We start from the raw sequence: 26,174 nt of genomic DNA on the forward strand, positions 1-26,174 counted from the left end.
GGGGGTGCAAAGAAAAAAAAACCCTCCCCCCCCCCCCACCCCTCTTCGCGTGCAGCGAGAGCTGTGGTGCGACTCGTGACGGGACCCCACCGCCGGCGCTCTTGGCTCAAAGCTGCTCGGCTTCGCCGTCGCGTGTGCTCGCCTTCGGCTTCGCTTGGTCAAACGTTTCTGCGTGGGCTGCTTCCCAGGCCGCCTGCTTGCGATCCGTTGAGGACTGTCCCCTCCGGATAGCCGAGCGGCAGGAACATCCAGACGTCGTCCCAGCGTTCGTTGCCCACCGCGATCGCGTTCGGCATCCGGCCGCACTCCCGGAACCCGATGCGTTCGTAGAGCTCGATCGCCCCGTGGTTGTTGCCGCGCACGCCCAGCATCGCGATCTCGAAGCCGGTCTCCCTCGCGTTGTCGACCAAGGCCTGAACCACCAGGCGCCCGAGGCCCAGGCCGCGTGCCGAAGGGTGGGCCATGATCTGCGCGATCTCCACGCGGTGCTGGAAGACGGCGGTGCCGCCTCGGCGCCAGAGGCCGATGCCCTGGACCACGCCGTCCACCACTGCGGTTGCGAAAGCCGCGTTGCCGTCGCGGACCTGTTTGAGGGACGTGTCCAGCCAGGCCGAGATCTGGTCGTGCGAGGGAGGGGAGTGGTAGCCGACTGCGCCGCCCGCTGCCACCACGTCGTGCACGACCCGGTGGATCTCGGTTCGGTGCTGGTCGGTGGCCTCGGTCAGCCAACGCAGGTCGATCTCCGGCATGAGGCGATCGTAATTGCGTCGAAAATTGTCAGACCTGTTGGCTAACGTCGGCCGGGTGGAGAACCTCGTCGAGGCCAAGGCTCTGACCAAGCACTTCGGAGATTTCGAGGCCGTTCGCGGCATCGACGTCGAGGTGCGGCGGGGGGAGGCGTTCGGGTTCCTGGGGCCCAACGGGGCCGGGAAGTCGTCGACCATGCGGATGATCTCGTGCGTGTCCGGGAGGACGGGTGGGGATCTCACGGTGCTGGGGATGGATCCCGAGCGGGACGGGCCCAAGATCCGGGCTCGGCTGGGGGTGGTGCCGCAGCTCGACAACCTCGACACCGAGCTGACGGTCCGGCAGAACCTGCAGATCTACGGGCGGTACTTCGGGATGTCGCGGGCCAGGTGCCGCGAGAAGGCCGAGGAGCTGCTGGAGTTCGCGCAGCTCGGCGACAGGGCGAACCACGAGGTCGAGCCGTTGTCGGGAGGAATGAAGAGGCGGCTCACGATCGCGCGGTCGTTGGTCAACGATCCCGAGTTGCTGCTGCTCGACGAGCCGACCACCGGGTTGGACCCGCAGGCGCGGCATCTGTTGTGGGACAGGCTGTTCCGGTTGAAGCAGGACGGCGTCACGCTCATCATCACGACGCACTACATGGACGAGGCGGAGCAGCTGTGCGACCGGCTCGTCGTGATGGACGGCGGGCGGATCGCGGCCGAGGGGTCGCCCGGTGAGCTGATCAGCCGGTACTCCACCAAGGAGGTGCTGGAGCTGCGGTTCCAGCCGGGGGCGGACAAGCCGGACCTCGAGCGGTTCGCGGATCGGGTCGAGGTGTTGCCGGACCGGTTGCTGTTGTACACGCCGGACGGGGAGCACACGCTCGCGAAGGTGCACGAGCACGGGGTGCAGCCGGTGCAGAGCCTGGTGCGGCGCAGTTCGCTGGAGGACGTGTTCCTGCGGCTCACCGGCCGGACGTTGGTGGACTGATGGAGACGCTGAAGGCCTCCTGGTACGGGTTCGAGAAGACCTGGACGTGGTACCGGCGCAACTGGCGCGCCACGGCGGTGTCGGGGTTCCTCACGCCGGTGCTGTTCCTCGTCGCGCTCGGGCTGGGGTTCGGGTCGCAGGTGCAGTCGACGGCGTTGATCGGGGGCGTGTCGTACTTGCAGTACCTCGCGCCCGCGCTGGTCGTGGTCACGGCGGTGCAGGGGGCGACGTTCGAGTCGACGTTCCCGGTCATGTCGCAGTTCATGTGGCAGAAGTCGTTCATCGCGATGGTGGCCACGCCGATCACGCCGGCGCAGGTGCTCTACTCGCAGGTGATGTGGATCGGCTCGCAGTTGCTGCTGCGGGCGGCGGTGTTCGTGGGCGTCGCCGCTGCTCTCGGGGCCGCGGCGGGACCGGGGATTCTGCTGGCGATCCCGCTCGCGACGTTGTCGGGGCTGGCGTTCAGCGCGCCGCTGGTGGCCTACAGCGCGACGCTGGAGAAGCCGGACGCGTTCAACAACATCTTCCGGTTCGTGCTGATGCCGATGACGTTGTTCACCGGCGCGTTCTTCCCGGTCAGCCAGCTGCCGGACTGGCTGGTGCCGGTCGTGTGGCTGACGCCCGCGTGGCACGGGATCGAGCTCGCGCGCGGGGCGACGTTCGGCACGTTGGACCTCTTACCCGCGTTGGGGCACATCGCGTACCTCGGTGCGTTGGTCGTCATCGGGATCGTGCTCGGCGTGAAGTTCTTCCACCGGAGGCTGGCGGTATGACGCAGACCATCGACCGGGAGAAGGCGAAACCCGCGAGCGTCGGGCTGCTGTGGCGGGTCATTCCGCCGGGGCTCTACGGGCGGAAGGCGAGCATGCTCGTCGAACGGTCCGCGCTGGTGCACCGGCGGGCGTGGTTCGTGCTGGTCGGCGGGGCCGTCGAGCCGTTGTTGTTCCTGTGGTCGCTCGGGCTCGGGTTCGGGCAGATGGTGTCGTCGGTCGCCGGGCCAGACGGGCGGCCGATCAGCTACGCGGCGTTCGTGGCGCCCGCGCTGCTGGCGGCGTCGGCGATGAACGGTGCCGTGTACGACGCGACGTTCAACGTGTTCTTCAAGTTCAAGTACGTGAAGCTCTACGACGCGATGCTCACGACGCCGATGGGGCCGATGGACATCGCGATCGGCGAGATCTCGTGGGCGTTGCTGCGCGGCGGGCTGTACTCGGCGGGGTTCCTCGCCGTGATGCTCGGGATGGGGCTCATCGCGTCGCCGTGGGCGTTGCTGGCGTTGCCGGTCGCGCTGCTGGTGGCGTTCGCGTTCGCGGCGGTGGGCATGGCGGCGACGACGTTCATGAGGTCGTGGCAGGACTTCGACCTCGTGCAGCTCGCGGTGCTGCCGTTGTTCCTGTTCTCGACCACGTTCTACCCCCTGTCGGTCTACCCGGGCTGGTTGCAGGCGGTGGTCAGCTGGACGCCGCTCTACCACGCCATCGAGCTGATGCGCGGGCTCACGCTGGGCGTCGTCGGCTGGGGCATGCTCGGCCACCTCGCCTACTTCGCGGTGCTGGCGGCCGTCGGCACGGTGGTGGCGGCGCGTCGGTTGGGCACGTTGCTGCTGGACTGACCGCGTTCGGCTGCCGCGTGAAGGGGCCGTTACTCTGGTCGCGTGAGTGTCGAGTCTGTTTTCCCCAGGTTGGAGCCACTGCTGCCGCGGATCTCCAAGCCGGTGCAGTACGTCGGCGGGGAGCTCAACGCGACCGTCAAGGACTGGGACGCGGCGTCCGTGCGCTGGGCTTTGATGTACCCCGACGCGTACGAGGTCGGCCTGCCCAACCAGGGCGTCATGATCCTCTACGAGATCCTCAACGAGCTGCCGGACGTGCTCGCCGAGCGCACGTACGCCGTGTGGCCGGACCTCGAGAAGCTCATGCGCGAGCACGACGTCCCGCAGTTCACGGTCGACGGGCACCGGCCGGTGAAGGCGTTCGACCTGATGGGCATCAGCTTCGCGACGGAGCTGGGCTACACGAACATGCTCACGGCCCTGGACCTCGCCGGCATTCCGCTGCACGCCGCCGACCGCACCGAGGACGACCCGATCGTGGTCGCCGGTGGGCACGCGGCGTTCAACCCGGAGCCGATCGCGGACTTCGTGGACGCGGCGGTGCTCGGCGACGGCGAGGAAGCCGTCCTCGAGATCACCGAGATCGTGAGGAACTGGAAGGCCGAGGGTTGCCCCGGCGGCCGCGACGAGGTGCTGACCAGGCTCGCCGAGACCGGCGGCGTGTACATCCCGCGCTTCTACGACGTGGAGTACCTGCCCGACGGCCGCATCCAGCGCGTCGTGCCGAACCGCGACCGCGTGCCGTACCGCGTGTTCAAGCGGACCACGATGGACCTCGACGCGTGGCCGTACCCGAAGCAGCCGCTGGTGCCGCTCGCCGAGAGCGTCCACGAGCGGATGAGCGTCGAGATCTTCCGCGGCTGCACGCGCGGCTGCCGCTTCTGCCAGGCCGGCATGATCACCCGCCCGGTGCGCGAGCGGTCCATCGAGGGCATCGGCGCCATGGTCCAGAAGGGCCTGGAGGCCACCGGCTTCGAAGAGGTCGGGCTCCTCAGCCTGTCGAGCGCCGACCACAGCGAGATCGCCGAGATCACCAAGGGCCTCGCCGACCGCTACGAGGGCACGAACACGGGCCTGAGCCTGCCCAGTACGCGCGTCGACGCGTTCAACATCGACCTCGCGAACGAGCTCTCCCGCAACGGACGGCGCTCGGGCCTCACCTTCGCGCCCGAGGGTGGCAGCGAGCGGATGCGCCGCGTCATCAACAAGATGGTGTCCGAGGAGGACCTCATCAGGACGGTGTCGGCCGCGTTCTCCAACGGCTGGCGGCAGGTCAAGCTGTACTTCATGTGCGGCCTGCCCACCGAGGAGGACGAGGACGTCCTGCAGATCGCGGAGATGGCCAAGAACGTCATCCGCGCCGGCCGCCAGGCCAGCGGCCGCAACGACGTCCGCTGCACCATCTCGATCGGCGGGTTCGTGCCCAAGCCGCACACGCCGTTCCAGTGGGCCCCGCAGTGCGACCCGGACACCGTCGACGACCGGCTCAGGAAGCTGCGCGAGGCCGTCAACGCCGACCGCAGCCTCGGCCGCAACATCGGCATGCGCTACCACGACGGCAAGCCGAGCCTCATCGAAGGCCTGCTCAGCCGCGGTGACCGCCGAATCGGCAAGGTCATCGAGGCCGTGTGGCGCGACGGCGGCCGGTTCGACGGCTGGAGCGAGCACTTCAGCTACGACCGCTGGACCGCCCAGGCCGCCGAGCAGCTGGAACCGCTCGGCGTCGACCTCGCCTGGTTCACCACCCGCGAGCGCGAGGAGCTGGAGGTCCTGCCCTGGGACCACCTCGACTCGGGCCTCGACAAGGAGTGGCTCTGGGCCGACTGGCAGGACGCGCTCGACGAGCGCGAGCAGGACGACTGCCGCTGGACCCCGTGCTTCGACTGCGGTGTCTGCCCGGCGATGGGGACGGACATCGAGGTCGGTCCGACGGGCCGCAAGCTGCTGCCGATCTCCCCGGTCGGCGTCGGCTCGCCGGTGAAGAACCCGGCGCTCAGCAAGTAGGGAAGTCCGAGGTCGGGGCCCGCGAAAGCGGGCCCTACTTCGTGACGGCGGCCAGCGCGTCCACCAGGCCGTGGCCGTAGAACGAGTTGTACTCCGAGTACCCCGTGCAGAACGCGTCCTGCACACCCGTCCCGTTCAGGTCGTAGTCGGCGGGACACGCCAGCGTCTCCGCCTGCGCGTTCAGCATCCGCCCCAACGACAGCGCGTCGGTGTCCGGGTGCACCGACGCGATCAGCGCCGCCACGCCGGACACGTGCGGGGTCGCCATCGACGTGCCGCACGAGTAGTCGTAGCCGGTCGGCACGGTCGAGAGCACGCACCCGCTCTGCGACCGCGTGCTGCCGCCCGGCGCCGTCACGTCGATCGCGCCCAGCCCGTACGAGCTGTACCCGGCCTTGGTCTTCGTCGACTCCACCGCCGACACGCCGACCACGTTCTTGAGCTGCGCGGGCAGCACCACGCACGTCGAGTCGACCGGACGCGTCTGCGCCTCGCCGTTGGTCGGCGAGACCGAGTCGCGGCCGGGACGGGACAGGTCGGCGGCGTTGTTGCCGGCGGCGGCGACGTTCAGCACGTTGTGCGAGGTGGCGTAGTCGACGGCGCGGCGCACGGCCTCGTAGACCACGCGCTGACCCGGCTCGCTCTGGCACGTGAACAGGTACGGGTCGATGAAGTAGCTGTTGTTCGTGATGGTCATGCCCTGCGCGGCCGCCCACATGAACCCGCACACGGCGTACTCGGGGTAGATGAACCCGTCGTCGTCCACGACCTTCACGGACGCGATGCGCACGCCCGGAGCCACGCCCGTGGTGCCGCGACCGTCGTCCGCGGCGGCGATCGTGCCGGCGACGTGCGTGCCGTGGGCGGAGGTCGTCGGGACCCACGCGCTCGGCGAGGTGTCGGGCTTGCCGGTGAGGCAGCCCGCGGACAGCTCGGGGGCCAGGGCGGCGGTCAGGTCGGGGTGCTTGGCGTCGACGCCGGAGTCGAGGACGCCCACGACGACCGACTTCGACCCGGTGGTGATCTCGTGTGCTGCGGGCGCCTTGATGAGATCCATGTCCCATTGTTCGTCCGAGCGCTGTCCGGACGGGCGGAAGAGCTCCGTGTCGTCCTTCTTCCGCTTCGCCGAGGGCCGGGCGATGCTCTCGGCCTGGGCGCTGTACGCGCGCTGCGGGCCGATCATCTTCAGGAACCCGGGGTCCGGCGACGTGGCCACCGCGACCCCGATCTCCGGGTAGTAGACGGTGGTCGTCCCGCACGCCTGCGCGATCTCCGCGTTGGCCGCCTCGGAGGTCGTGAACTGCGAGAACACCACGAGGTAGCGCAGCAGCGGACCCGGCTGGATGCAGGTGGTCGCGTTCGGCTCCGCTCCGGCGGGCAGAGTCGCCACGAACGACCCTGCCGCGAGCAGCACGGTCAACGCCGCCGCTCTAGCGCGGTGGAGCAGAGGCACCAGGGACCTCCAGGTCGGCAGGGCGTCCGGTCAGCCGGACCGTAACCACGCGCAACGATCTAGACAAGCCGAACGTTCTGAATCAGGTTCACGGTACCGTCCTACCGGACGAACAGCCTGCGCCGATGGGACCGCTCACCCGTCGGAACACCCCCTGGGAGCACCACTGAGCCGCCACCAGCCCAACAACCCGTCTGCCGCCGCCGTGCAGAAACTGCGCCTCCGCTACACCAAGCGGGGGAGGCTGCGATTCACCTCGCACCGCGACATCGCTCGCACGTTCGAACGTGCGCTGCGACGGGCAGGCGTACCCATGGCGTACTCCCAGGGCTTCAGCCCTCACCCGAAGGTGTCGTGGGTGGGCGCCGCGCCGACCGGCGTCGCCAGCGAGGCGGAGTACGTCGAGGTGTCCGTGGTCGAGCGGGTCGACCCGGTGGCTCTGAAGGTCGCTCTCGACGAGGCGCTGCCACCCGGCATCGACGTCGTCGACATCGTGCAGGCGAACGGGGGCAACCTCACCGAGCGCATCGACGCGAGCGAGTGGCGTCTCGAGCTCGACGGGGTCGGACCGGACGTGCTCGCCGCCGCGGTGGACGCTCTGCTGAAGGCCGACGTGGTCGAGGTCGAGCGGCTCACCAAGGACGGCAAGAGGATCATCGACGTGCGGCCCGCGGTCGTGTCGGCACTGGTCGAACCCCGTTCGAGCGACGCCGGACACGATGAGGCCGGATTGTCACAACCGTGTGGGATACTCATGACGGTCGTGCGGCAGGTAACGCCTACCGTCCGACCCGACGACGTGCTGAATGCGCTTCGTGTCGTCGCCGATCTCGTGCCGCCGGTACCTGCGAGAGCAACCCGGATTGCACAGGGGCGGCTCGACGGCGAAGGCAGGCTGGTGGACCCGCTCCAGCAGGACAGGGAGTCCTGACGAGCGACAGGTCGGCCGGCCCGCGACGCAAACAGGAGGAGCGACGCTGACAGCGGCGTCGTCGTGGGACCTGCGCAAGCGTGCGCCCGGTGAGGCGCCACGCCACTGCGCGCGAGGCAAGGATTCCCGCCGCGAGCAGCGGCGGAGAGAGACAAGAGAGGCCCCTGCGCGGCCGCGTCCTCACGGGACGCGCCCGGGGGTGGAGGAGCTGCATGTCGAACACGGAAAAGCCTGCCGGTGGAACCGGCGGGCAGGGTGTGGTTGCCGCACGCCCTGAACTCGCGGATCTGCCCGACAAGCTGCGGGTGCACGCGCTGGCGAAGCTGCTGGAGGTCAGCAGCAAGGACGTGATGACGGCGCTGGCCGACCTCGGTGAGGTCGCCCGCAGCGCGCAGTCGAGCGTCAGCCGCGACGTCGCGCTGAAGGTCGCGGAGACCCTCGTGGACTGGGACGACGTCGTCACCGGCGAGGTCACCGAGGACTACGAGGCCCCCGCGGTCCCCGCCTTCGAGGCACCGGCGCTCGCGCCGATCTTCGCCGCGCCGAACGCGGTGTTCCTGCCGCCTCAGCCGATCGAACGGCCGAAGGCGGCGGTGTCGCCGTTCGTCGTCGAGGAGGAGCCGGCGAAGGACGACGAGAAGTCCGTCGGCGAGATCGCCGCGGACGAGCTCGACGCCGCGGAGGCCGAGGCGGAGACCGAGGCCGACGGGGACGACGAGGGCGACAGCCGCCGTCGCCGCCGCCGTGGCCGCCGTGGCCGTGGCCGCGGCAAGGGCACCGACGCCGACGCGGACGAGACCGACGAGGCGCAGGCCGACGACGCCGAGGCCACGTCGGAGGCCGACGCCGCCGACGAGACCGAGGACGAGGGCGACGAGAGCTCGACCCGCCGTCGCCGTCGCCGCCGTCGCCGCAAGACCGGCGCGGACGACGAGGTGTCGTCCGAGGACGACCCGCCGAACACCGTCGTGCACGTCCGGGACGCGCGCGACGACAAGGCCGACTCCGAGGCCGCGCAGAGCGAGGTGCGCAGCATCCGCGGCTCGACGCGCCTGGAGGCCAAGCGCCAGCGCCGCCGCGACGGTCGCGAGGCCGGCCGCCGCCGCGCCCCGGTGCTGACCGAGGCCGAGTTCCTGGCCCGCCGCGAGGCCGTGGCCCGCACGATGGTCGTCCGCGAGCGCGGCGACCGCACCCAGATCGGCGTGCTGGAAGACGGCGTGCTGGTCGAGCACTTCGTCACGTCGTCGGGCACCGGCTCGATCGTGGGCAACGTGTACCTCGGCCGCGTGCAGAACGTGCTGCCGAGCATGGAGGCCGCGTTCATCGACATCGGCCGCGGCCGCAACGCCGTGCTCTACGCCGGTGAGGTCGACTGGGACGCCGCCGGTCTCGAGGGCAAGTCCCGCAAGATCGAGCAGGCGCTGTCCAGCGGCGACTCGGTGCTGGTCCAGGTCACCAAGGACCCGGTCGGCCACAAGGGCGCCCGCCTCACGACCCAGATCAGCCTCCCCGGCCGCTTCCTGGTCTACGTGCCGGGCGGCGGTGCCACGGGCATCAGCCGCAAGCTGCCGGACAACGAGCGCAAGCGCCTCAAGGACATCCTCAAGAGGGTCGTCCCCGAGGACGCCGGCGTGATCATCCGCACCGCCTCGGAGGGCATCTCCGAGGAGGAGCTGGCGCGCGACGTGACGCGTCTGCAGGCGCAGTGGAAGGTCATCAAGGAGAAGTCCGACAGCACCTCCACCAAGGCCCCGACGCTGCTCTACGAGGAGCCGGACCTGCTGGTGAAGGTCGTCCGCGACCTGTTCACGGAGGACTTCGCCCAGCTCGTCGTCCAGGGCGACGAGGCGTGGGACGTCATCGACGGCTACGTCCGCCACGTGGCGCCGGACCTGCAGGACCGCCTGAAGAAGCACGTCGGCAACAACGACGCGTTCGTCGAGTACCGCATCGACGAGCAGCTGATGAAGGCGCTCGACCGCAAGGTCTGGCTGCCCTCGGGCGGCTACCTGATCATCGACCGCACCGAGGCGATGACGGTCATCGACGTCAACACCGGCAAGTTCACCGGGTCTGGCGGCAACCTCGAGGAGACCGTCACCCGCAACAACCTGGAGTCGGCGGAGGAGATCGTCCGCCAGCTCCGGCTGCGCGACATCGGCGGCATCATCGTCATCGACTTCATCGACATGGTGCTCGAGTCGAACCGCGACCTGGTGCTGCGCCGCCTGACCGAGTGCCTCGGCCGCGACCGCACGCGCCACCAGGTCGCCGAGGTCACCTCGCTGGGGCTCGTGCAGATGACCCGCAAGCGGGTCGGCACCGGCCTGCTCGAGGCGTTCAGCCAGACGTGTGAGCACTGCCGTGGCCGTGGCGTCGTCGTGTCCACCGAGCCGGTGCACTCGCACGGCGGTGGCAACGGCGGCGGCCAGCAGCAGTCGCAGCAGCAGGGCGGTGGCCGCAAGTCGCGCCGCAACAAGGGCGGCGACCAGGCCGCGGAGACGACCGAGGTCGTCGAGGCGTCGGTCGAGGCCCCCGAGGCACCGGTCGAGCCCCAGGTCGTCGAGCCGGGCGAGCCCGAGGACACCTCCGAGGACGCCGTCGCGGCCGACCAGGAGCACGAGGGCCACGGCCGTCGTCGTCGCCGTCGCCGCGGGCGCGACAAGGAGCCGCAGGCCGTCGTCGACGCGGTCGTGGTCGAGGAGCAGGCGCTCAACGGCCACGTGCCGCACGAGGTCGCCGAGGACCCCGAGCCGGTCGAGACAGACCCGGTCGTCGAGGCCGTCGAGCCCGAGGTGGTCGAGGAGACCGCCGAGGACCTCGTCGAGCCGGTCGCCCCGGAACCCGAGCAGCCGGTCGTCACCGGCCGCATCGGCGCCCAGCAGCCCGTCGTCACGGGTCGCATCGGGTCGCAGCAGCCCAAGCCGGAGGGCGAGCAGCCCGTCGTCACGGGACGCATCGGCGCCCAGCAGCCGGCGGTGACCGGTCGCATCGGCGCCCAGCTGCCCAAGCCGGTCGCCGAGCCCGAGCAGGAGCCCGTGGAGGCCCCGCAGGCGGTCCCCGCTGCGGAGCCCGTCGTCGAGGCCCCCGCGGCCGTCGTGGAGCCTCCCGCGGCCCGTCCGCGGCGTCGTGCGGCCAAGCGCGCCGCCGGTGCCCCGGTCGCCGTCGAGGCGGCCGCTCCGGTGGTCGTCGAGATGCCGAAGCAGCCCGAGGTCCAGATGCCCGCTCCGGTGGTCACCACCACCCGCAGGCGCCGCGCCGTGTCGCGGCCCGCGGGACCGCCGGTCCAGGAGGACTGAGGTTTCGAAGGGAGACCGGGGTCGCCTGCGGGCGGCCCCGGTTTTGCCTTATGAGGGACCGCACAGCCTGCGGGAACGTGATCCGGGCACCCCGGTTTGCTCCGGCCGTACCCACTCCCGTAACCTTGTGAACGGCCCGCCATCCGACGGGTCCTGTCGTGTGCCTCCTCTGGTGCCTGTGGTGGAAACACCGTTCCCAGACTGGTTGGCGCATGGCCCGTCACCATCGAGTAGCAGGAGACTTCCGTCCTGATGTACGCGATCGTCAAGACCGGCGGCAAGCAGTACAAGGTCGCTGTCGGCGACATCGTCGAGGTCGAGAAGCTCGAGGGCGAGCCGGGCACCGAAATCTCCCTCCAGGCGCTGCTCGTGGTCGACGGCACTGACGTCACCGCTGACGCGGACGCCCTGGCGAAGTTCTCGGTGACCGGCAAGCTGGTCGAGCACACCAAGGGCCCGAAGATTCGCATCCACAAGTTCAAGAACAAGACCGGCTACCACAAGCGACAGGGTCACCGTCAGAAGCTGACCCGCGTCGAGGTCACCGGCATCACCGGTAAGTGAGGACCTGACTTCTCATGGCACACAAAAAGGGTGCATCCAGTTCCCGCAACGGCCGTGACTCCAACCCCCAGTACCTGGGTGTGAAGCGGTTCGGCGGTCAGGTCGTCAAGGCCGGCGAGATCCTGATCCGCCAGCGCGGCACCAAGTTCCACCCCGGCGTCGGCGTCGGCATCGGCAAGGACGACACGCTGTTCGCCCTTCAGCCGGGTGCGGTGGAGTTCGGCATGAAGCGCGGTCGCAAGACCGTCAACATCGTTCCGGTCGCGGTCTGAGGAAGACCGCTCCTGGGAACGTAGTTAGACCTCTGCGAGGGGCGGGACCGGTCAACCGGCTCCGCCCCTCGTTGTTTGTCCGGACAGTTGTTTCGCTTGAAGGGAAGTAGATCCGTGGCCCGCTTCGTAGACCGGGTGGTGATCCACGCTGCCGCCGGCAACGGGGGCAACGGTTGTGCTTCAGTGCACCGCGAGAAGTTCAAGCCGCTCGGCGGCCCGGACGGCGGCAACGGGGGCAGCGGCGGCGACGTCGTCCTCGTCGTCGACTCCCAGGTGCACACCCTGCTCGACTTCCACTTCCGCCCGCACGCCTCCGCCACCAACGGCAAGGCCGGCGCGGGTGCGAACCGCGACGGCGCCAACGGCGAGAACCTCGTCCTGCGCGTCCCGGACGGCACCGTCGTGCTGACCGAGGACGGCGAGGTCGTCGCGGACCTCGTCGGCGAGGGCACCCAGCTCATCGCCGCCGCCGGTGGCCGTGGCGGTCTCGGCAACGCGGCGCTCGCGTCCAAGGCGCGCAAGGCCCCCGGTTTCGCGCTGCTCGGTGAGCCGGGCGAGACGCGGGACCTGGTGCTGGAGCTCAAGTCCGTCGCGGACGTCGGCCTGCTCGGGTTCCCGTCGGCCGGCAAGTCGTCGCTGATCTCCGTGCTGTCCGCGGCGAAGCCGAAGATCGCCGACTACCCGTTCACGACGCTGGTCCCGAACCTCGGCGTGATCACCGCGGGCGAGACCATCTTCACGATGGCGGACGTCCCCGGCCTGATCCCCGGCGCGTCGCAGGGCAAGGGCCTCGGTCTCGAGTTCCTGCGCCACATCGAGCGCACCGCCGTCCTCGCGCACGTCGTCGACTGCGCGACGTACGAGCCGGGCCGCGACCCGTTGGCGGACATCGACGCGCTCGAGAAGGAGCTCGCCGAGTACACGCCGTCGATGGGCGGCAACTTCGCCGACCGGCCGCGCGTGGTGATCCTCAACAAGGTCGACATCCCCGACGCCCAGGACCTCGCCGACATCGTCCGCCCGGAGATCGAGGCCCGCGGCCTGCCGGTCTTCGAGGTGTCGACGGTGTCGCGCCACGGCCTGCGCGAGCTGACGTTCAAGCTGGCCGAGGTCGTGCGCGAGTACCGCGAGGCCCAGCCGAAGAAGGAGTCGACCCGAATCGTGCTGCGGCCGACCGCCGTGGACGACGAGGGCTTCACCGTGACCGAGGACCCCTCGGTCGAGGGTGGCTTCATCGTGCGGGGCGACCGCCCCGAGCGCTGGATCCGCCAGACCGACTTCTCCAACGACGAAGCCGTCGGTTACCTCGCGGACCGCCTGAACAGGCTGGGCGTCGAGGACAAGCTCGTGAAGATGGGCGCCGTTCCCGGCTGCCAGGTCACCATCGGCGACCTGGTGTTCGACTGGGAGCCGACGACCCCGGCCGGCATCGCGATGACGATGACCGGACGGGGCACGGACGCCCGCCTCGAGCGCAACGACCGCATCGGCGCCCACGAGCGCAAGGCCCTGAAGAAGGCACGCCGCGCGCCCGGTGACTACGGCGACGACTTCGACGAGGAGTAAATCCGTGACGGCCCCCGTGGTCTCACAGGCTCGAACCGCGATCGCCTCGGCGCATCGCATCGTGGTCAAGGTCGGTTCTTCCTCCCTGACCACCGCGGAAGGTGGCCTCGACCCGGCGCGTCTCGACGCGCTGGTCGACGCCCTCGCCGCCCGGTCCGCCTCCGGCAGCCAGGTCGTGCTCGTCTCGTCGGGCGCGATCGCCGCCGGACTGGCGCCGTTGCGGATCTCCCGCAGGCCGCGCGACCTCGCCACCCAGCAGGCGGCGGCGAGCGTGGGCCAGCTGACGTTGGCGCACGCCTACGCGAACTCGTTCGGCCGCTACTCGCTGACCGTCGGCCAGGTCTTGCTGACCGCCGACGACGTGGTGCGCCGGTCGCACTACCGCAACGCGCAGCGCACGTTCGACCGGCTGCTGGCGCTGGGCGCGGTCCCGGTCGTCAACGAGAACGACACCGTGGCCACCGAGGAGATCCGCTTCGGTGACAACGACCGCCTCGCCGCCCTGGTCGCGCACCTGATCGGCGCCGACGCGCTGTTCCTGCTCTCCGACGTGGACGCCCTGTACTCGGGCGACCCGCGCAAACCCGGAGCTGTCCGCATCTCCGAGGTGGCGTCGGCGTCCGATGTGGACGGTGTGCAGGCCGGGTCCGTCGGCGCTTCGGGCCTCGGCACCGGCGGCATGGCGTCCAAGCTCGCCGCCGCACGCCTGGCCTCGTCGGCGGGAATCCCGGTCTTGCTGACGGGCGCGACAGAAGCTGGTCGCGCGCTGACCTCCGCCGACGTCGGCACCGCTTTCGCCGCAACGGGCTCGCGCCTCACGGCCCGGCGGTTCTGGCTCGGCTACGCGACCGACGCGAACGGCCGCCTGCACCTCGACGACGGTGCCGTGGCGGCGGTGGTCGGCCGGCGTCGCTCGCTGCTGTCGGCCGGGATCACCGGTGTCGACGGCGACTTCGAGGCCGGTGACGTCGTCGAGCTGGTGAGCCTGGCGGGCGAGGTCGTGGCCCGCGGTGTCGTCGGCTACGACTCGGCGGAGCTGCCGTCGCTGATCGGCCGCAAGACCCACGACCTGCCGGAGGAGCAACGCCGCGAGGTCGTGCACGCGGATGACCTGGTGCCGTTGCATCGCTAGGGTCGGGCCATGGCCCGGATGCACGACGTCGTGATCGACTGCGCTCATCCCGCCTCGCTGGCCCGGTTCTGGGCCGAGGCGCTGGACGACCACTCGCTGGCGCCCTACGAGGACGCCGAGCTGGCGCGGTTGAGCGCCATGGGGATCGACGACCCCGAGGACGACCCGTCGGTGCTGCTCGACGGGTCGCCGCGATTCTTCTTCAACCGCGTGCCCGAGCCGAAGACGGTCAAGAACCGCGTGCACGTCGACCTGTGGTGCGACGACGTGGAGACCGAGGTCGCGCGGCTCGTCGACCTCGGTGCCACGGTCGTGAGCCGCGACGGCATCTGGTTCGTGCTGGCCGACCCGGAGGGCAACGAGTTCTGCCTCAGCTCAACCGAACACCCCTTGTCTCCGGAAGGGTGAGCACGACCAGGAACGTGATCACGGCGGCCACCGCGACGTACCAGAAGAACACGGTCCCGCCGACGGCCTGGATGACCAGCGGCGCGGTGCCGCCGAACAACGCGACCGTCAGGTTGTACCAAGCGCCGATGCCGAGACCGCGCAGCTCCGTCGGGAACAGCTCGCTCATGATCGCGGGCGCGATCGACGTGATCGCCGTGTAGAGCCCAAGGCCGACGCTGAACACGATGACGAGGTTCACGAAGCCGGGCCTGACCAGCGTGGACAGCGGCACGACCAGCAACGCCATCGCCGCCGACCACACGAGCATCTGCGGCTTGCGGCCGAACCGGTCGGCCGTCCACCCCAGCGGGTACTGCAGCGCGATGAACACGACCGTGCCGATCGACAACGCGAGGAACACGTCGACGTCGTCGGCGCCCTTGGTCTTCACGGCGAACGGCGTCAGCGCGGAGAAGAACGTGTAGAAGCACAACGTCGACAGCAGCGTGATGCCGACGAGCTGACCGACGGCCTTCGGGTGCTCCTTCAGGGTGAGCAGCAACGGGTTGCGCAGCTTCTCCGCCTTGGCGCGGTTCTCCTCGAACTGGTCGGTCTCCGGCAGCTCCCGCCGCAGCCACAGGCCGATCAGCCCGAGCACGCCGCCGATCAGGAACGGCACGCGCCAGCCGTAGGAGGCCATCGCGGCCTTGTCGAGGTTGCGGGACAGGAAGAACCCGAGCAGTGACGCGACCAGCACCGCCGCGCCCGTCGAGATGTAGAAGAACGACGAGTAGCGCCCGCGGTGACTCGGCTCGGCGATCTCGCCGAGGTACGCCGACGCGTTCGACACCTCGCCGCCGAGCGCCATGCCCTGGGCGATCCTGGCGAGCACGAGCAGCACCGGCGACAGCCAGCCGACCTGCTCGAACGTCGGCAGCACCCCGATCACGACGGACCCGCCGGACATCAGCGCGATCGTCAGGAGCATCGCGGTGCGGCGCCCCTTCAGGTCCGCGAAGCGCCCGAGCAGGTATCCGCCGAGCGGGCGGAAGAAGAACGCCAGCGCGAAGGTCGCGAACGTGCTCAGCAGCGCGGCCGTCTCGTTGCCGCTGGGAAAGATCTGGGTGGCGAAGTAGATGCTGAAGGCCGTGTAGATGCCCCAGTCGTACCACTCGACCGCGTTGCCGGCGGACGCGGCAACCAGCTTGCGCACGGGAAGTCGATGAGTTTCCGAAGTCACCGCCATGTAGTCACCTTGTCACATACGGCGACGGATTGGTGCGTATGTCTCCACTGGGTCGCTGGCGAGGAAGTCGACGATCATCGCGTTGCACAGCACGGGTTTCTCGTGCAGGAGACCGTGCGAAGTACCGGGAACGACCGCCAGCTCGGCGTTGGGCAGCGCCCGGTACATCGCCGTGGCGTGTTCCAGCCGCACCTCGTCGTCATCGCCGATCATGATCAGCGTCCGGTTGGGGAGCGTGCCGAGATCCGTTTCGGTCAGCGCGGGCGAACGGCGGTGCATGGGCGTCAGTTCCGTCGCGGGATCCCAGCCGTCGTGGTGGAAGACGCCGCAGACGACCACGAGCCGATGCACGAGATCGGGTCTGAGCACCGCTGTGAGCAGCGCGATCGTGGCGCCGTCGCTGCAGCCGAGCAGGTGGGCGGGCCCCGTGCGTTCGAGGAACGCGATGGTGTCGTGCGCCATCTCGGTGTGGTCCTGGGGGGCCTGGTCGACGCGGTGCGGCGCGTGCAGGGCGAAGTCGGCGAGGGCGTCGTACTGCGGGCCGAACGCGGACGGGTCCGCGCCGCCGGGGTGCAGGAGCACGAGTGAGTCGGTCATGTGCGGGTGGACCCTTCTCGTCGGCGATACTCATCGGTGTGCGATCTGTTGCTGTGGTGACGTTGGTGGTCCGCGACTACGACGAGGCGATCCGCTTCTACGTGGACGGACTCGGGTTCACGTTGGTCGAGGACGTTCCGCAGGGCGACAAGCGGTGGGTCGTGGTGTCGGCGGGGTCGGGAGCGTCGCTGCTGCTGGCACAGGCTGACACAGGTATGCAGCAGGCACGCGTGGGCGACCAGACCGGCGGCCGTGTCGGGTTCTTCCTGAACACGGACGACTTCGACCGGGACCACGCCCGCATGACGGCGTTCGGCGTGCACTTCCGCGAGGAGCCCCGTGACGAGGTCTACGGTCGCGTCGCCGTCTTCGAGGACCTGTACGGCAACCGCTGGGACCTGATTCAGCCCGCCCGGGACTGACCGGGGGAGACCCCGACGACCCGTTTGAACGCCCGGCTGAACGCGGCCTCGGACTCGTAGCCGAGGCCGCGGGCGACCTCGCTGACCGTCCGGTCGCGGTCCTGGAGCCGGTTCACCGCCACGTGCATGCGCCACCGCGTCACGTAGCGCATGGCCGGCTCGCCGACGAGGTCGGTGAACCGCGCCGCGAACGCCGACCGGGACATCGCGGTCTGCTGCGCGAGCCGTTCGACGGTCCACGGCTGCGCGGGATCGCGGTGGATCAACGCCAGCGCCTGCCCGATCTGCTGGTCCTGCAACGCGCCGAGCCACCCGGTGCGCGCCGCCGGGTCGTGGGTGAGCCACGAGCGGATCGTCTGGATCACCAGCACGTCCGCGAGCCTCGTGATGACCGCTTCGCCGCCGGGTCGCAGATAGCGCGCCTCGGCGGCCATGAGGTCGATCGTGGCCCGCATGTCGTCGGCCTGCCGGACGTACAGGGTCTGCGGCAGGACGGCGACGAGGTGCTTCGCGGCCGGGTCGTCGAACCGGACCGCGCCGCACACGAGATGCGTGACCTCACCACCGCCGCCGTGGCGCAGGATCGCGTAGTTGTCGGTCTCGAACGTGTGCGGCAACGTCGTGACCAGCGGCGACTCCGCTTTGCCGCTGAAGAGCCGGTGGCCCTGACCGCCGGGCACGAGCAGCACGTCGCCGGGTGCGAGCACGGTGACCGCGCCGTCGACCTCGACCTCGCAGCGGCCGCTCGTGAGGACGTGGAACCACAGGCAGTCCGTCATGTCGGGCATCGTGAGCCCCCACGGCTCGCTGAGCTCGTTGCGGCAGTAGAAGGTGCCGGACATCCTCAACAGGTGCAGTGCCTCGCCCAGCGCGTCCGTCATGCCGGTGATTCTGGACGAACGAGCAAGCGCGCGCGATGAACTGTCATTGAGAGTCCTGTCCTGCGGGATCAGAGTGGGCGTCATGGGGATCTACGCGATCATCGCCACCGCTGCCGCCGGCTTGATGGCCGGCGTGTTCTTCTCGTTCTCCACCGCCGTGATGCCGGGCCTCGCGGACCTGCCCGCCGACCAGGCCCGTGCCGCGATGCGCCGCATCAACGCGCGCATCCAGAACCCGTTGTTCCTGCTGATGTTCCTCGGTACCGCCGTGCTGTGCCTCGGTGAGGTCGTCTTCGACGGCCGGTACGTCGGCGGCCTGCTCTACGTCGTCGGCGCCTTCCTGGTGACGGTGGTCGTCAACGTGCCGATGAACAACCGCCTCGAACGGACCGACGACACCTACTGGGACGAGTACCTGCGCAAGTGGACGCGCTGGAACCACCTGCGCGCCGCCGCCTCCCTCGCCTCCGCGGTCATCCTGCCGCTCGGATTCTGAGGCCGTGCCTGGGGCGCATCGCGGCGAGACCGGTCGGTGTGACGCGCTGGGGGAGCAGCTCGGGTTTCCGCCTGCGCAGCAACGCTTTCAGCATCACGGACAGCTCGGTCGTGGCGAGCCCGGCGCCGATGCACCGGTGCGGGCCGCCGCCGAACGGCAGGAACTCGTGCGGTGCCGGCTTGCGCTCCCACCGGTCGGGGTCGAACCGCAGCGGATCCGTCCAGACCTCGGCCAGCCGATGCGTGACGTACGGGCTGTACAGCAGGAACGTGCCCTGCTTGATCTTCTTCCCGGCGAGCTCGAACGGCTGTGCCGCGACCCGCGCCGAGACCACCGCGGGCGGGTACAGCCGCAACGTCTCGCTGACGACGTTGGCCAGGTAGTCGTCATCCTCCTGGGCGCGTTCCCAGACCCCGTCGTGCCGCACCAGGTTCAGGATCGCCCACGCCATCGCGGCACTGGTCGTCTCGTACCCGGCCGCGATCAGAGTGACGACCTGGTCACGCACCTCCAGGTCGCTCAGTTCGCTGCCCCGCACGAGCGAGGCGAGCACGTCACCGGCCTCCCCGCCCTGCCGCGCCTCCGCGATGGCCTGGTAGACCCGCGCGTCCACGGCCCGCCGCGCCCGCATCGCGTTGCGCCAAGCCGGCGCCTTGGTCCTGCGGAGCCACGTGATGACCGCCGGGTTGCGGTCGATCAGGTTGATCAGCACCTGCAGGTGCGCGCCGAAGAAGTCCGCGTCCCGCGCCAGGTTCTCGCCGAACAACGCGTGGATCGTGGTGCGCCGGATCGCCCGGCGGAACTCCTGGTAGACGTCGAGCTCCTGGCCCGGCCGCCACGCGTCGAGCGTCGCCTCCGCGGTGGCCTCCATCACCGGCACGTACCCGGCGATCTGCCGGTGCACCAACGCCGGCTGCACGAGCCGCCGCCGTCGCTTGTGGTCCTCGCCGTCGCTGACGATCAACGACGTCGGCCCATCCACCGGCACCAGCGACTGGAACGCCCGCTCCACCTCGAACAGCTCGGCGTGCGCGAACAGGAACTGGTTCGCCTCGGGACCCAGCAGGTAGGTGTACGGGCCCACCCGCACGACCGGTCCGAACCGCCGGTACAGCCCGATCAGCAGATCGGCCTGCCGGAACCGCACGACATCCGGGATCACGCGGAAGACAGTGCCACCGCGGGCGCGTGGTTGGCCACCCGTCAGTTCGTCACCGCCAACGCGAACGGCAGCACCGCGGGCACCCCCTCCTTCCTGAGCAACCGAGCCGCCACCGTCATCGTCCAGCCGGTGTCGACGTGGTCGTCCACCAGCAGCAGCGGACCGTCCACACCGGACACGTCCGGTACGTCGCCGGACCGCACGAGACCCGCCAGCCGCTGAGCGGAGTTGGCCCGGTGCGTCGACTCACCGAGCCAGATCGTGCCCAGCAACGGCAGCCGCCCGATCGACGCGATCTTCTGCCCGAAGCTGCCGACGAGCTGGGGACGTCGCCGCGACCCGACCGTCACCACGCCGACCGGCCGTTCGTCCCAGCCCCACGCCGACAGCACCTTCACGCAGGCCGCGAACACGTCGTCGGGGATCTCGCGGTCCTGCTCGTCGCCGAGCAGGTCGCGCAGCCGGTTGCCCCAGCCGATGTCGGTGAGCCTGCCGAGCGCCCGCCCGGTGGCCGCCACCTCGGCCGCCGGGATCTTGCCCGACAGCGGCACCCCGATCGCGGCCATGCCCGTCGGCCACATCTTGCGCGGCGCCACGTCGAGACCGGGCCGCAGCAGCCGTTCGCGCGCCGCCTCCGCCGCCCCCTCGGACACCTCGACCGACAGCCGCTCGCCGGTGCAATTGTCGCAGCGCCCGCACTCGTGCGAGCTCGGGTCGTCGAGCTGGTCCTGCAGGAACTTCATCCGGCACGACGTCGTCCGCAGGTACTCGATCATCACCTGCTGCTCGGCCTTCCGCGCCTCCGCGATGCGCGCATACCGTTCGCCGTCGTACTCCCACGGCCGCCCGGTCGACTCCCAGCCGCCTTTGACGCGCCGGACCGCGCCGTCGACGTCCAGCACCTTCAGCACGACCTCGAGCCGCCCGCGCGACAGCTCGACCATCGGCTCCAACGCCGCCGTCGACAACGCCCGCCCCGCCCCGTCGAGCGCCGACAACACCTGCCGCACCACCACCTCGGCTGGGAACGCCAGGGATGCGAAGTACGCCCAGATGTCCTTGTCCTCGTGCCCCGGCAGCAGCACGACCTCGGCCCGTTCGACACCACGGCCGGCACGACCGATCTGCTGGTAGTACGCGATGGGCGAGGACGGCGCGCCGACGTGCACCACGAACCCCAGGTCCGGCTTGTCGAAGCCCATGCCCAGCGCGGACGTGGCGACGAGCGCCTTGACCCGGTTGTTCAGCAGGTCCTCTTCGGCCCGTTCACGCTCGGCGGGCTCGGTCTTGCCCGAGTACGCGGCCACCGCGAACCCGCGCGAGGCGAGGAACGCCGCGATGTCGTCCGCCGCCGCGACCGTCAGCGTGTAGATGATCCCGGACCCCGGCAGCCGCTCGAGCTGCTCGGCCAGCCAGCCGAGCCGCGCCTCGGCCGTGGGCAGCGCCGCGACCGACAACCGCAGGCTGTCGCGGTCGAGCGGCCCGCGCAGCACCAGCGTGCCCTCGTCCGCACCCAGTCCCAGCTGCTCGGTGACGTCGTGGACCACGCGGTCGTTCGCGGTCGCCGTCGTGGCCAGCACCGGCACACCCGGCGGCAGCTCCGTCAGCAACGTCCGCAACCTGCGGTAGTCGGGCCGGAAGTCGTGTCCCCAGTCCGAGATGCAGTGCGCCTCGTCGACGACGAGCATGCCCGCCGACGCCGTCAACGACGGGAGCACCGCGTCCCGGAAGTCGGGGTTGTTCAACCGCTCCGGACTGACCAGGAGCACGTCGACCTCACCGGCCGCGACCTGCTCCTGCACCGCGTCCCACTCGTCGGTGTTGGCCGAGTTGATGGTCACCGCGTGCACACCCGCCCGCGCCGCGGCATCCACCTGGTTGCGCATCAACGCGAGAAGCGGCGACACGATGACCGTCGGCCCCTCACCGAGCTGGCGCAGCAACGCCGTGGCGATGAAGTAGACGGCCGACTTGCCCCAGCCGGTGCGCTGGACGACGAGTGCTCTGCGGCGCTGGGCCACGAGGGTGTGGATCGCCGTCCACTGGTCCTCGCGCAGCACAGCCTTCGGACCGGCCAGAGCCCGGAGCCGTTCCTCCGCCAGTTCCCTCAACGCGATGTCGTCCATGGAGAGCAAGCTTGCCAGTGTTTTTGGCCGCTGCTTCGCAGACGGCGGCTCGTTCGCCTCTTGTCGGTCGTCCGGTCACCGCTTCCGGCCGAATCGCCTTCGGCGGTTGACCCGAAGAGGTGACCGGACGACCGACGCGAACTCGCAGAGTTGTGGACACCTCGGATGAGCGCCGGCTTGCGCACCTGGTCGTGTACACCCGGTAGTGGAGGCCGGCGCTCGGAAACCCGCTCTCAGCTGCGCGTCCACAGGTCGTAATGTGTGAAGGGTGACTGATGACCTGCGCGACCAGGTGCACGCGGCCGCCCGCCGTGCCCGAGTCGCCGCCGACGAACTAGTCCTCGCCACCCGCGAGCGCAAGGACACCGCGCTGCACGCGATGGCCGCCGCCCTCCGCGAGCGCGCGCCGGAGATCATCGAGGCCAACGCGAAGGACCTCGAAGCGGGCAAGGCAGCCGGTCTCCCAGAGGGCATCCTCGACCGCCTCGCTCTCACCGAGGCTCGCATCGAAGGCGTGGCCAAGGGCCTCGAAACCGTGGCGGGTCAGAACGACCCGGTCGGCGAGGTGCTGCGCGGCGGAATCCTCCCGAACGGCCTGGAGCTCAAGCAGGTCCGCGTCCCGATGGGCGTCGTCGGCATGGTCTACGAGGCCCGTCCGAACGTCACGGTCGACGCCGCCGGCCTCGCGCTGAAGTCGGGCAACGCCGCGCTGCTGCGCGGGTCCTCGACCGCCGAGCACTCCAACACCACGCTCGTCGCCGTACTGCGCGACGCACTCGAAAGCGTGGACCTGCCGGCCGACTGCGTGCAGCTGCTGCCGTGCCACGACCGCGCGTCCGTCACGCACCTCATCACCGCGCGCGGCCTCGTCGACCTGGTCATCCCGCGCGGTGGCGCCGGTCTGATCAACGCCGTCGTCGAGCAGGCCACGGTTCCCACGATCGAGACCGGCGTCGGCAACTGCCACGTCTACGTCGACGCGAACGCCGACCTCGACATGGCCGAGGCGATCGTCCTCAACGCCAAGACGCGGCGCACGAGCGTGTGCAACGCGGCGGAGTCCCTCCTAGTGCACAAGGACGTCGCGAACGAGTTCGTCCCGCGCGTCGTCAAGGCGTTGCAGCAGGAGAACGTGACCATCCACGGCGACGAGCAGTTCGCGCGGCAGGCCGACGTCACGCCCGCGAACGACGACGACTGGGGCACCGAGTACCTGAGCCTCGACATCGCCGCGAAGGTCGTCGACTCGCTGGACGAAGCCGTGAAGCACATCGCGACCTACGGCTCCGGCCACAGCGAGGCGATCGTGACGAACGACGTCACGGCAGCACGCAGGTTCACGGCCCGTGTCGATGCCGCGGCGGTGTTCGTCAACGCCTCCACGGCGTTCACCGACGGTGCGGAGTTCGGCATGGGCGCGGAGATCGGCATCTCCACGCAGAAGCTGCACGCACGCGGCCCGATGGGCCTATCCGAGCTGACGTCCTCGAAATGGGTCGTGTGGGGAGAAGGGCACACCCGCCCGAAGGCGTAGATCGATACCTTCGGAGACATGGCTCCCACGTACCCGTTCTCCGAGACCGACGGCCTGACGCTCGATCCGACCTATGAACGACTACGGCACGACGAGCCTGTCTCGCGCGTGACGTATCCGTACGGCGGTGAGGGCTGGCTCGTCACGACGTACGACGAGACGAAGTTCGTGCTCGGCGACCCGCGGTTCAGCCGGGCGCGAACGGTCGGCCAGGACGTGCCGAGGATGCAGCCGCTCATCGCACCGGGCGGCTCCATCCTCACCCACGACGGCGAGGACCACTCGCGCATGCGCCGGCTGGTGTCGAAGGCGTTCACGGTCCGCCGGATCGAGGAGCTGCGGCCGCGTGCCCAGCAGATCACCGACGAGCTGCTCGACCGCCTCGACAACCCCGGCGACCTCGTCGAGGGCTTCAGCATGCCGTTCCCGATCACGGTCATCTGCGAGCTGCTCGGCGTGCCGTTCGAGGACCGCGACGAGTTCCGCATGTGGTCGAACCAGGTGCTTTCGACGGTTGGCGGCCACACGCCCGAAGAAGCGATGCACGGCATGATGAAGTTGCACGCCTACTTCACCGAACTCGTCGCCAAGCGCCGTGCGAACCCCACGGACGACCTCATGGGCGCACTGGTCGTCGCACGGGACAACGACGATCGTTTGAGCGAAGAGGAGCTCGTCCGGTTCGGCATCACGTTGCTGGTCGCGGGTCACGAGACGACGGCGAACATGATCGCGAACAGTGTCGTGGCGCTGTTCGAGCACCCGGACGACATGAAGCAGCTGCGGGAGAACCCGGAGAAGCTGCCGAACGCCGTCGAGGAGCTGCTCCGGTACATCCCGCTGGGCAGCGGCGCCGGCTTCCCCCGCATCGCGACCGAGGACGTCCAGGTCGGCAACGCGCTGGTGAAGGAGGGCGACGCCGTGCTGGTGGTCGTGTCCTCGGCGAACCGCGACGCGGCCGTGTACGCGAACGCCGACGAGCTGGACCTGGACCGCGAGGTCGGCCAGCACCTGCAGTTCGGCCACGGCATCCACTTCTGCCTGGGGTCGCAGCTCGCCCGGATGGAACTGCAGGTCGCGCTGGGCACGCTGCTGCGCCGCATGCCCGGTCTGCGGCTCGCCGAACCCGTCGAGTTCCGCAAGGGTTCGCTGGTCAGAGGACCTGTGCGGCTCGTCGTGGCCCATTAGGAAAATTCATGGCGGAACCGCGTAATGGGGATCGCGGGCGTGCGTTCCTCCTGTGCGCGGCTCTGCTTCGGGGTGGGCCGCGACCCGCACGGCCCGTCCTCCCCCTGGGCCGTGCGGTGTGATCAGCGCGACCGGCGCTGGGCCTCGGGAGCGGCCCGGTGCCGGTCTACGCTGGTTCGATGCGCATCGGCGTCATGGGTGGCACGTTCGATCCCGTCCACCACGGTCACCTCGTGGCCGCCAGCGAGGTGCAGGACCGGTTCGACCTCGACCGCGTGATCTTCGTGCCGACGGGTCAGCCCTGGCAGAAGTCGTCGCGTGAGGTCTCACCCGCCGAGGACCGCTACCTGATGACGGTCGTCGCCACCGCGTCCAACCCCCGCTTCTCGGTCAGCCGCGTCGACATCGACCGGGAGGGCCCCACGTACACCGTGGACACCCTCACGGACCTGAAGAAGCAGTACCCCGACGCCGAGCTGTTCTTCATCACCGGCGCCGACGCCCTCGAGCAGATCCTGTCGTGGAAGCGCGCCGCGGACGCGTTCCAGCTGGCCCACTTCATCGGTGTCACCCGTCCGGGCTACACGCTCAACGACCGCCACCTACCGCCGGGAGCCGTCTCGCTCGTCGAGATCCCGGCCATGGCGATCTCGTCGACCGGGTGCCGCGCGAGGGTGGCCTCGGGGCAGCCCGTGTGGTACCTGGTTCCGGACGGGGTGGTCCAGTACATCGCGAAAACAGGCCTCTACTCCGAGTCGTAACCACGTTCGAGTGGATTTTGCGTGCATCCGAGCGCGCGGGAGGCAACAATCAGCGGGTTGTTGCTGGTTCGTGGAAGGCAAGACTTTGGCTACAGGCACCGTGAAGTGGTTCAACGCCGAGAAGGGGTTCGGCTTCATCGCCCCCGACGACGGCTCGGCAGACGTCTTCGTGCACTACTCGGAGATCCAGTCCAAGGGTTTCCGGTCGCTCGAGGAGAACCAGAAGGTCGAGTTCGAGGTCGGACAGGGCCAGAAGGGGCCGCAGGCCCAGCAGGTCCGCCCGCTCTAAGCTTCGGCACAGGTGAAGGCCACCTCAGGGCGCTGAGGTGGCCTTCGTCATGTCCGGGCTCGCGGTACCCGGTTGGCGCTCGCCGGTACCCTCAGTAACTCGTGTGGGCGTATCGACGCGCACCGGAAGTCAGAGGAGTGACGTGGCAGCCACCGACGAGGCACGACGGCTGGCGCTGGTCGCGGCGAACGCAGCGGCCGACAAGAAGGCGCACGACGTGACGGTGCTCGACGTCTCCGACCAGCTCGTGATCACGGACGTGTTCGTGATCGCGTCCGCTCCCAACGAGCGGCAGGTCGGCGCGATCGTCGACAACATCGAGGAGAAGCTGCGGGAGGCCGGCACGAAGCCGGTGCGCCGCGAAGGGGCCCGCGAGGGCCGGTGGGTGCTGCTGGACTTCGTGGACGTCGTCGTGCACGTGCAGCACACCGAGGAGCGCAGCTTCTACGGCCTGGAGAGGCTGTGGAAGGACTGCCCGCGCATCGAGTTCGAAGCGGACGTCCCCGCCGACTCCACGGCTGAATGAGGTA

Annotated in this window: 25 protein-coding genes; 18 read left to right on the forward strand and 7 right to left on the reverse strand. The window is 69.8% G+C overall.

Annotated elements, in window-relative coordinates:
* Positions 1–158: 158 nt before the first annotated feature.
* Positions 159–749: a GNAT family N-acetyltransferase gene (locus ACFWV3_RS43935; protein WP_382419986.1), complete on the reverse strand. Its 591-nt coding sequence runs from the start codon at positions 747–749 to the stop codon at positions 159–161.
* A gap of 55 nt (positions 750–804) precedes the next feature.
* Here ACFWV3_RS43935 and ACFWV3_RS43940 point away from each other — a divergent pair, with 55 nt between their 5' ends.
* The 4 genes from ACFWV3_RS43940 to ACFWV3_RS43955 are packed head-to-tail and all read left to right on the forward strand — an operon-like array spanning position 805 to position 5,335.
* Positions 805–1,719 carry an ABC transporter ATP-binding protein gene (locus ACFWV3_RS43940; RefSeq protein WP_382419988.1) on the forward strand — a complete coding sequence of 305 codons (915 nt, stop codon included), beginning with the start codon at positions 805–807 and terminating at the stop codon, positions 1,717–1,719.
* Positions 1,719–2,492: an ABC transporter permease gene (locus ACFWV3_RS43945; RefSeq protein WP_382419990.1), complete on the forward strand. Its 774-nt coding sequence runs from the start codon at positions 1,719–1,721 to the stop codon at positions 2,490–2,492. The genes ACFWV3_RS43940 and ACFWV3_RS43945 overlap by 1 nt, the downstream gene beginning before the upstream one ends.
* Positions 2,489–3,331, forward strand: a complete 843-nt coding sequence (locus tag ACFWV3_RS43950; RefSeq protein WP_382419992.1) for an ABC transporter permease — start codon at positions 2,489–2,491, stop codon at positions 3,329–3,331. Before ACFWV3_RS43945 ends, ACFWV3_RS43950 begins: the two co-directional genes overlap by 4 nt.
* A 42-nt stretch (positions 3,332–3,373) precedes the next feature.
* Positions 3,374–5,335, forward strand: coding sequence for a TIGR03960 family B12-binding radical SAM protein (locus ACFWV3_RS43955; RefSeq protein ID WP_382419994.1), 1,962 nt, complete (start codon positions 3,374–3,376; stop codon positions 5,333–5,335).
* Positions 5,336–5,369: 34 nt separating this feature from the next.
* Here ACFWV3_RS43955 and ACFWV3_RS43960 read toward each other — a convergent pair whose 3' ends face one another.
* Positions 5,370–6,788, reverse strand: coding sequence for a S8 family serine peptidase (locus tag ACFWV3_RS43960; protein WP_382419996.1), 1,419 nt, complete (start codon positions 6,786–6,788; stop codon positions 5,370–5,372).
* Positions 6,789–6,993: 205 nt separating this feature from the next.
* On the opposite strand from ACFWV3_RS43960, the gene ACFWV3_RS43965 reads away from it, so the two are divergent.
* The 7 genes from ACFWV3_RS43965 to ACFWV3_RS43995 all read left to right on the forward strand — a co-directional run bounded on the left by ACFWV3_RS43965 (position 6,994) and on the right by ACFWV3_RS43995 (position 14,960).
* Positions 6,994–7,719 carry a TIGR03936 family radical SAM-associated protein gene (locus ACFWV3_RS43965; protein ID WP_382419998.1) on the forward strand — a complete coding sequence of 242 codons (726 nt, stop codon included), beginning with the start codon at positions 6,994–6,996 and terminating at the stop codon, positions 7,717–7,719.
* Between the two features lie 212 nt (positions 7,720–7,931).
* Positions 7,932–11,018: a translation initiation factor IF-2 N-terminal domain-containing protein gene (locus tag ACFWV3_RS43970; protein ID WP_382420000.1), complete on the forward strand. Its 3,087-nt coding sequence runs from the start codon at positions 7,932–7,934 to the stop codon at positions 11,016–11,018.
* A gap of 252 nt (positions 11,019–11,270) precedes the next feature.
* Entirely contained in the window at positions 11,271–11,582 is a 312-nt protein-coding gene (rplU, locus tag ACFWV3_RS43975; RefSeq protein WP_065913850.1) for a 50S ribosomal protein L21, read from the forward strand.
* Between the two features lie 14 nt (positions 11,583–11,596).
* The gene (gene rpmA / locus ACFWV3_RS43980; protein WP_355450450.1) at positions 11,597–11,854 is read left to right on the forward strand and encodes a 50S ribosomal protein L27; all 258 of its coding nucleotides are present in this window, start codon (positions 11,597–11,599) and stop codon (positions 11,852–11,854) included.
* Positions 11,855–11,968: 114 nt separating this feature from the next.
* Positions 11,969–13,420 (forward strand): GTPase ObgE, encoded by a 1,452-nt coding sequence (gene obgE, locus ACFWV3_RS43985; RefSeq protein WP_382420003.1) that lies wholly within the window; start codon positions 11,969–11,971, stop codon positions 13,418–13,420.
* A gap of 4 nt (positions 13,421–13,424) precedes the next feature.
* A complete protein-coding gene (proB, locus tag ACFWV3_RS43990) occupies positions 13,425–14,552 on the forward strand; it encodes a glutamate 5-kinase (protein WP_382420005.1) in 1,128 nt (375 codons plus the stop codon).
* Between the two features lie 9 nt (positions 14,553–14,561).
* Positions 14,562–14,960, forward strand: coding sequence for a VOC family protein (locus tag ACFWV3_RS43995; protein WP_382420007.1), 399 nt, complete (start codon positions 14,562–14,564; stop codon positions 14,958–14,960).
* On the opposite strand, the gene ACFWV3_RS44000 is transcribed toward ACFWV3_RS43995, so the two are convergent.
* Positions 14,923–16,188, reverse strand: coding sequence for an MFS transporter (locus ACFWV3_RS44000; protein WP_382420009.1), 1,266 nt, complete (start codon positions 16,186–16,188; stop codon positions 14,923–14,925). The two genes, ACFWV3_RS43995 and ACFWV3_RS44000, sit on opposite strands and share 38 nt — an antisense overlap.
* A 12-nt stretch (positions 16,189–16,200) precedes the next feature.
* Complete coding sequence (locus ACFWV3_RS44005; RefSeq protein ID WP_382420011.1) at positions 16,201–16,785, reverse strand: alpha/beta fold hydrolase; 585 nt, start codon at positions 16,783–16,785, stop codon at positions 16,201–16,203.
* Positions 16,786–16,823: 38 nt separating this feature from the next.
* Here ACFWV3_RS44005 and ACFWV3_RS44010 point away from each other — a divergent pair, with 38 nt between their 5' ends.
* Complete coding sequence (locus ACFWV3_RS44010; RefSeq protein ID WP_382420013.1) at positions 16,824–17,207, forward strand: VOC family protein; 384 nt, start codon at positions 16,824–16,826, stop codon at positions 17,205–17,207.
* Here ACFWV3_RS44010 and ACFWV3_RS44015 read toward each other — a convergent pair.
* Positions 17,189–18,088: an AraC family transcriptional regulator gene (locus ACFWV3_RS44015; protein ID WP_382420015.1), complete on the reverse strand. Its 900-nt coding sequence runs from the start codon at positions 18,086–18,088 to the stop codon at positions 17,189–17,191. The two genes, ACFWV3_RS44010 and ACFWV3_RS44015, sit on opposite strands and share 19 nt — an antisense overlap.
* An 82-nt stretch (positions 18,089–18,170) precedes the next feature.
* On the opposite strand from ACFWV3_RS44015, the gene ACFWV3_RS44020 reads away from it, so the two are divergent.
* Positions 18,171–18,584 carry a DUF1772 domain-containing protein gene (locus tag ACFWV3_RS44020; RefSeq protein ID WP_382420017.1) on the forward strand — a complete coding sequence of 138 codons (414 nt, stop codon included), beginning with the start codon at positions 18,171–18,173 and terminating at the stop codon, positions 18,582–18,584.
* Here the strand turns inward: ACFWV3_RS44020 and ACFWV3_RS44025 are convergent.
* Positions 18,562–19,746 carry a cytochrome P450 gene (locus ACFWV3_RS44025; protein WP_382420019.1) on the reverse strand — a complete coding sequence of 395 codons (1,185 nt, stop codon included), beginning with the start codon at positions 19,744–19,746 and terminating at the stop codon, positions 18,562–18,564. The genes ACFWV3_RS44020 and ACFWV3_RS44025 overlap by 23 nt on opposite strands.
* Before the next feature lie 41 nt (positions 19,747–19,787).
* Positions 19,788–21,872, reverse strand: coding sequence for a RecQ family ATP-dependent DNA helicase (locus tag ACFWV3_RS44030; RefSeq protein WP_382420021.1), 2,085 nt, complete (start codon positions 21,870–21,872; stop codon positions 19,788–19,790).
* A gap of 268 nt (positions 21,873–22,140) precedes the next feature.
* On the opposite strand from ACFWV3_RS44030, the gene ACFWV3_RS44035 reads away from it, so the two are divergent.
* The 5 genes from ACFWV3_RS44035 (at position 22,141) to rsfS (ending at position 26,170) form a co-directional block, all read left to right on the forward strand.
* On the forward strand, positions 22,141–23,406 hold the full coding sequence (locus ACFWV3_RS44035) for a glutamate-5-semialdehyde dehydrogenase (RefSeq protein ID WP_382420023.1): 1,266 nt from the start codon (positions 22,141–22,143) through the stop codon (positions 23,404–23,406).
* A gap of 18 nt (positions 23,407–23,424) precedes the next feature.
* Positions 23,425–24,594: a cytochrome P450 gene (locus ACFWV3_RS44040; RefSeq protein ID WP_382420025.1), complete on the forward strand. Its 1,170-nt coding sequence runs from the start codon at positions 23,425–23,427 to the stop codon at positions 24,592–24,594.
* Positions 24,595–24,773: 179 nt separating this feature from the next.
* On the forward strand, positions 24,774–25,355 hold the full coding sequence (gene nadD, locus ACFWV3_RS44045; RefSeq protein ID WP_382420027.1) for a nicotinate-nucleotide adenylyltransferase: 582 nt from the start codon (positions 24,774–24,776) through the stop codon (positions 25,353–25,355).
* A gap of 85 nt (positions 25,356–25,440) precedes the next feature.
* Positions 25,441–25,644 carry a cold-shock protein gene (locus ACFWV3_RS44050; protein WP_030468099.1) on the forward strand — a complete coding sequence of 68 codons (204 nt, stop codon included), beginning with the start codon at positions 25,441–25,443 and terminating at the stop codon, positions 25,642–25,644.
* A 142-nt stretch (positions 25,645–25,786) separates the two neighbouring features.
* Positions 25,787–26,170 (forward strand): ribosome silencing factor, encoded by a 384-nt coding sequence (rsfS, locus tag ACFWV3_RS44055; RefSeq protein WP_045316502.1) that lies wholly within the window; start codon positions 25,787–25,789, stop codon positions 26,168–26,170.
* Positions 26,171–26,174 lie beyond the last annotated feature (4 nt).

Origin of the sequence: Lentzea sp. NPDC059081 (genome assembly GCF_042738015.1) — a bacterium.
In the GTDB taxonomy this organism is placed as follows: domain Bacteria; phylum Actinomycetota; class Actinomycetes; order Mycobacteriales; family Pseudonocardiaceae; genus Lentzea.

Coding starts and splice junctions, on each gene's coding strand:
- ACFWV3_RS43935 (WP_382419986.1), bottom strand. CDS start 749: ATGCCGGAGATCGACCTGCGTTGGCTGACCGAGGCCACCGACCAGCAC.
- ACFWV3_RS43945 (WP_382419990.1), top strand. CDS start 1,719: ATGGAGACGCTGAAGGCCTCCTGGTACGGGTTCGAGAAGACCTGGACG.
- ACFWV3_RS43950 (WP_382419992.1), top strand. CDS start 2,489: ATGACGCAGACCATCGACCGGGAGAAGGCGAAACCCGCGAGCGTCGGG.
- ACFWV3_RS43970 (WP_382420000.1), top strand. CDS start 7,932: ATGTCGAACACGGAAAAGCCTGCCGGTGGAACCGGCGGGCAGGGTGTG.
- rplU (WP_065913850.1), top strand. CDS start 11,271: ATGTACGCGATCGTCAAGACCGGCGGCAAGCAGTACAAGGTCGCTGTC.
- rpmA (WP_355450450.1), top strand. CDS start 11,597: ATGGCACACAAAAAGGGTGCATCCAGTTCCCGCAACGGCCGTGACTCC.
- ACFWV3_RS43995 (WP_382420007.1), top strand. CDS start 14,562: ATGGCCCGGATGCACGACGTCGTGATCGACTGCGCTCATCCCGCCTCG.
- ACFWV3_RS44000 (WP_382420009.1), bottom strand. CDS start 16,188: ATGGCGGTGACTTCGGAAACTCATCGACTTCCCGTGCGCAAGCTGGTT.
- ACFWV3_RS44005 (WP_382420011.1), bottom strand. CDS start 16,785: ATGACCGACTCACTCGTGCTCCTGCACCCCGGCGGCGCGGACCCGTCC.
- ACFWV3_RS44015 (WP_382420015.1), bottom strand. CDS start 18,088: ATGACGGACGCGCTGGGCGAGGCACTGCACCTGTTGAGGATGTCCGGC.
- ACFWV3_RS44020 (WP_382420017.1), top strand. CDS start 18,171: ATGGGGATCTACGCGATCATCGCCACCGCTGCCGCCGGCTTGATGGCC.
- ACFWV3_RS44030 (WP_382420021.1), bottom strand. CDS start 21,872: ATGGACGACATCGCGTTGAGGGAACTGGCGGAGGAACGGCTCCGGGCT.
- ACFWV3_RS44040 (WP_382420025.1), top strand. CDS start 23,425: ATGGCTCCCACGTACCCGTTCTCCGAGACCGACGGCCTGACGCTCGAT.
- nadD (WP_382420027.1), top strand. CDS start 24,774: ATGCGCATCGGCGTCATGGGTGGCACGTTCGATCCCGTCCACCACGGT.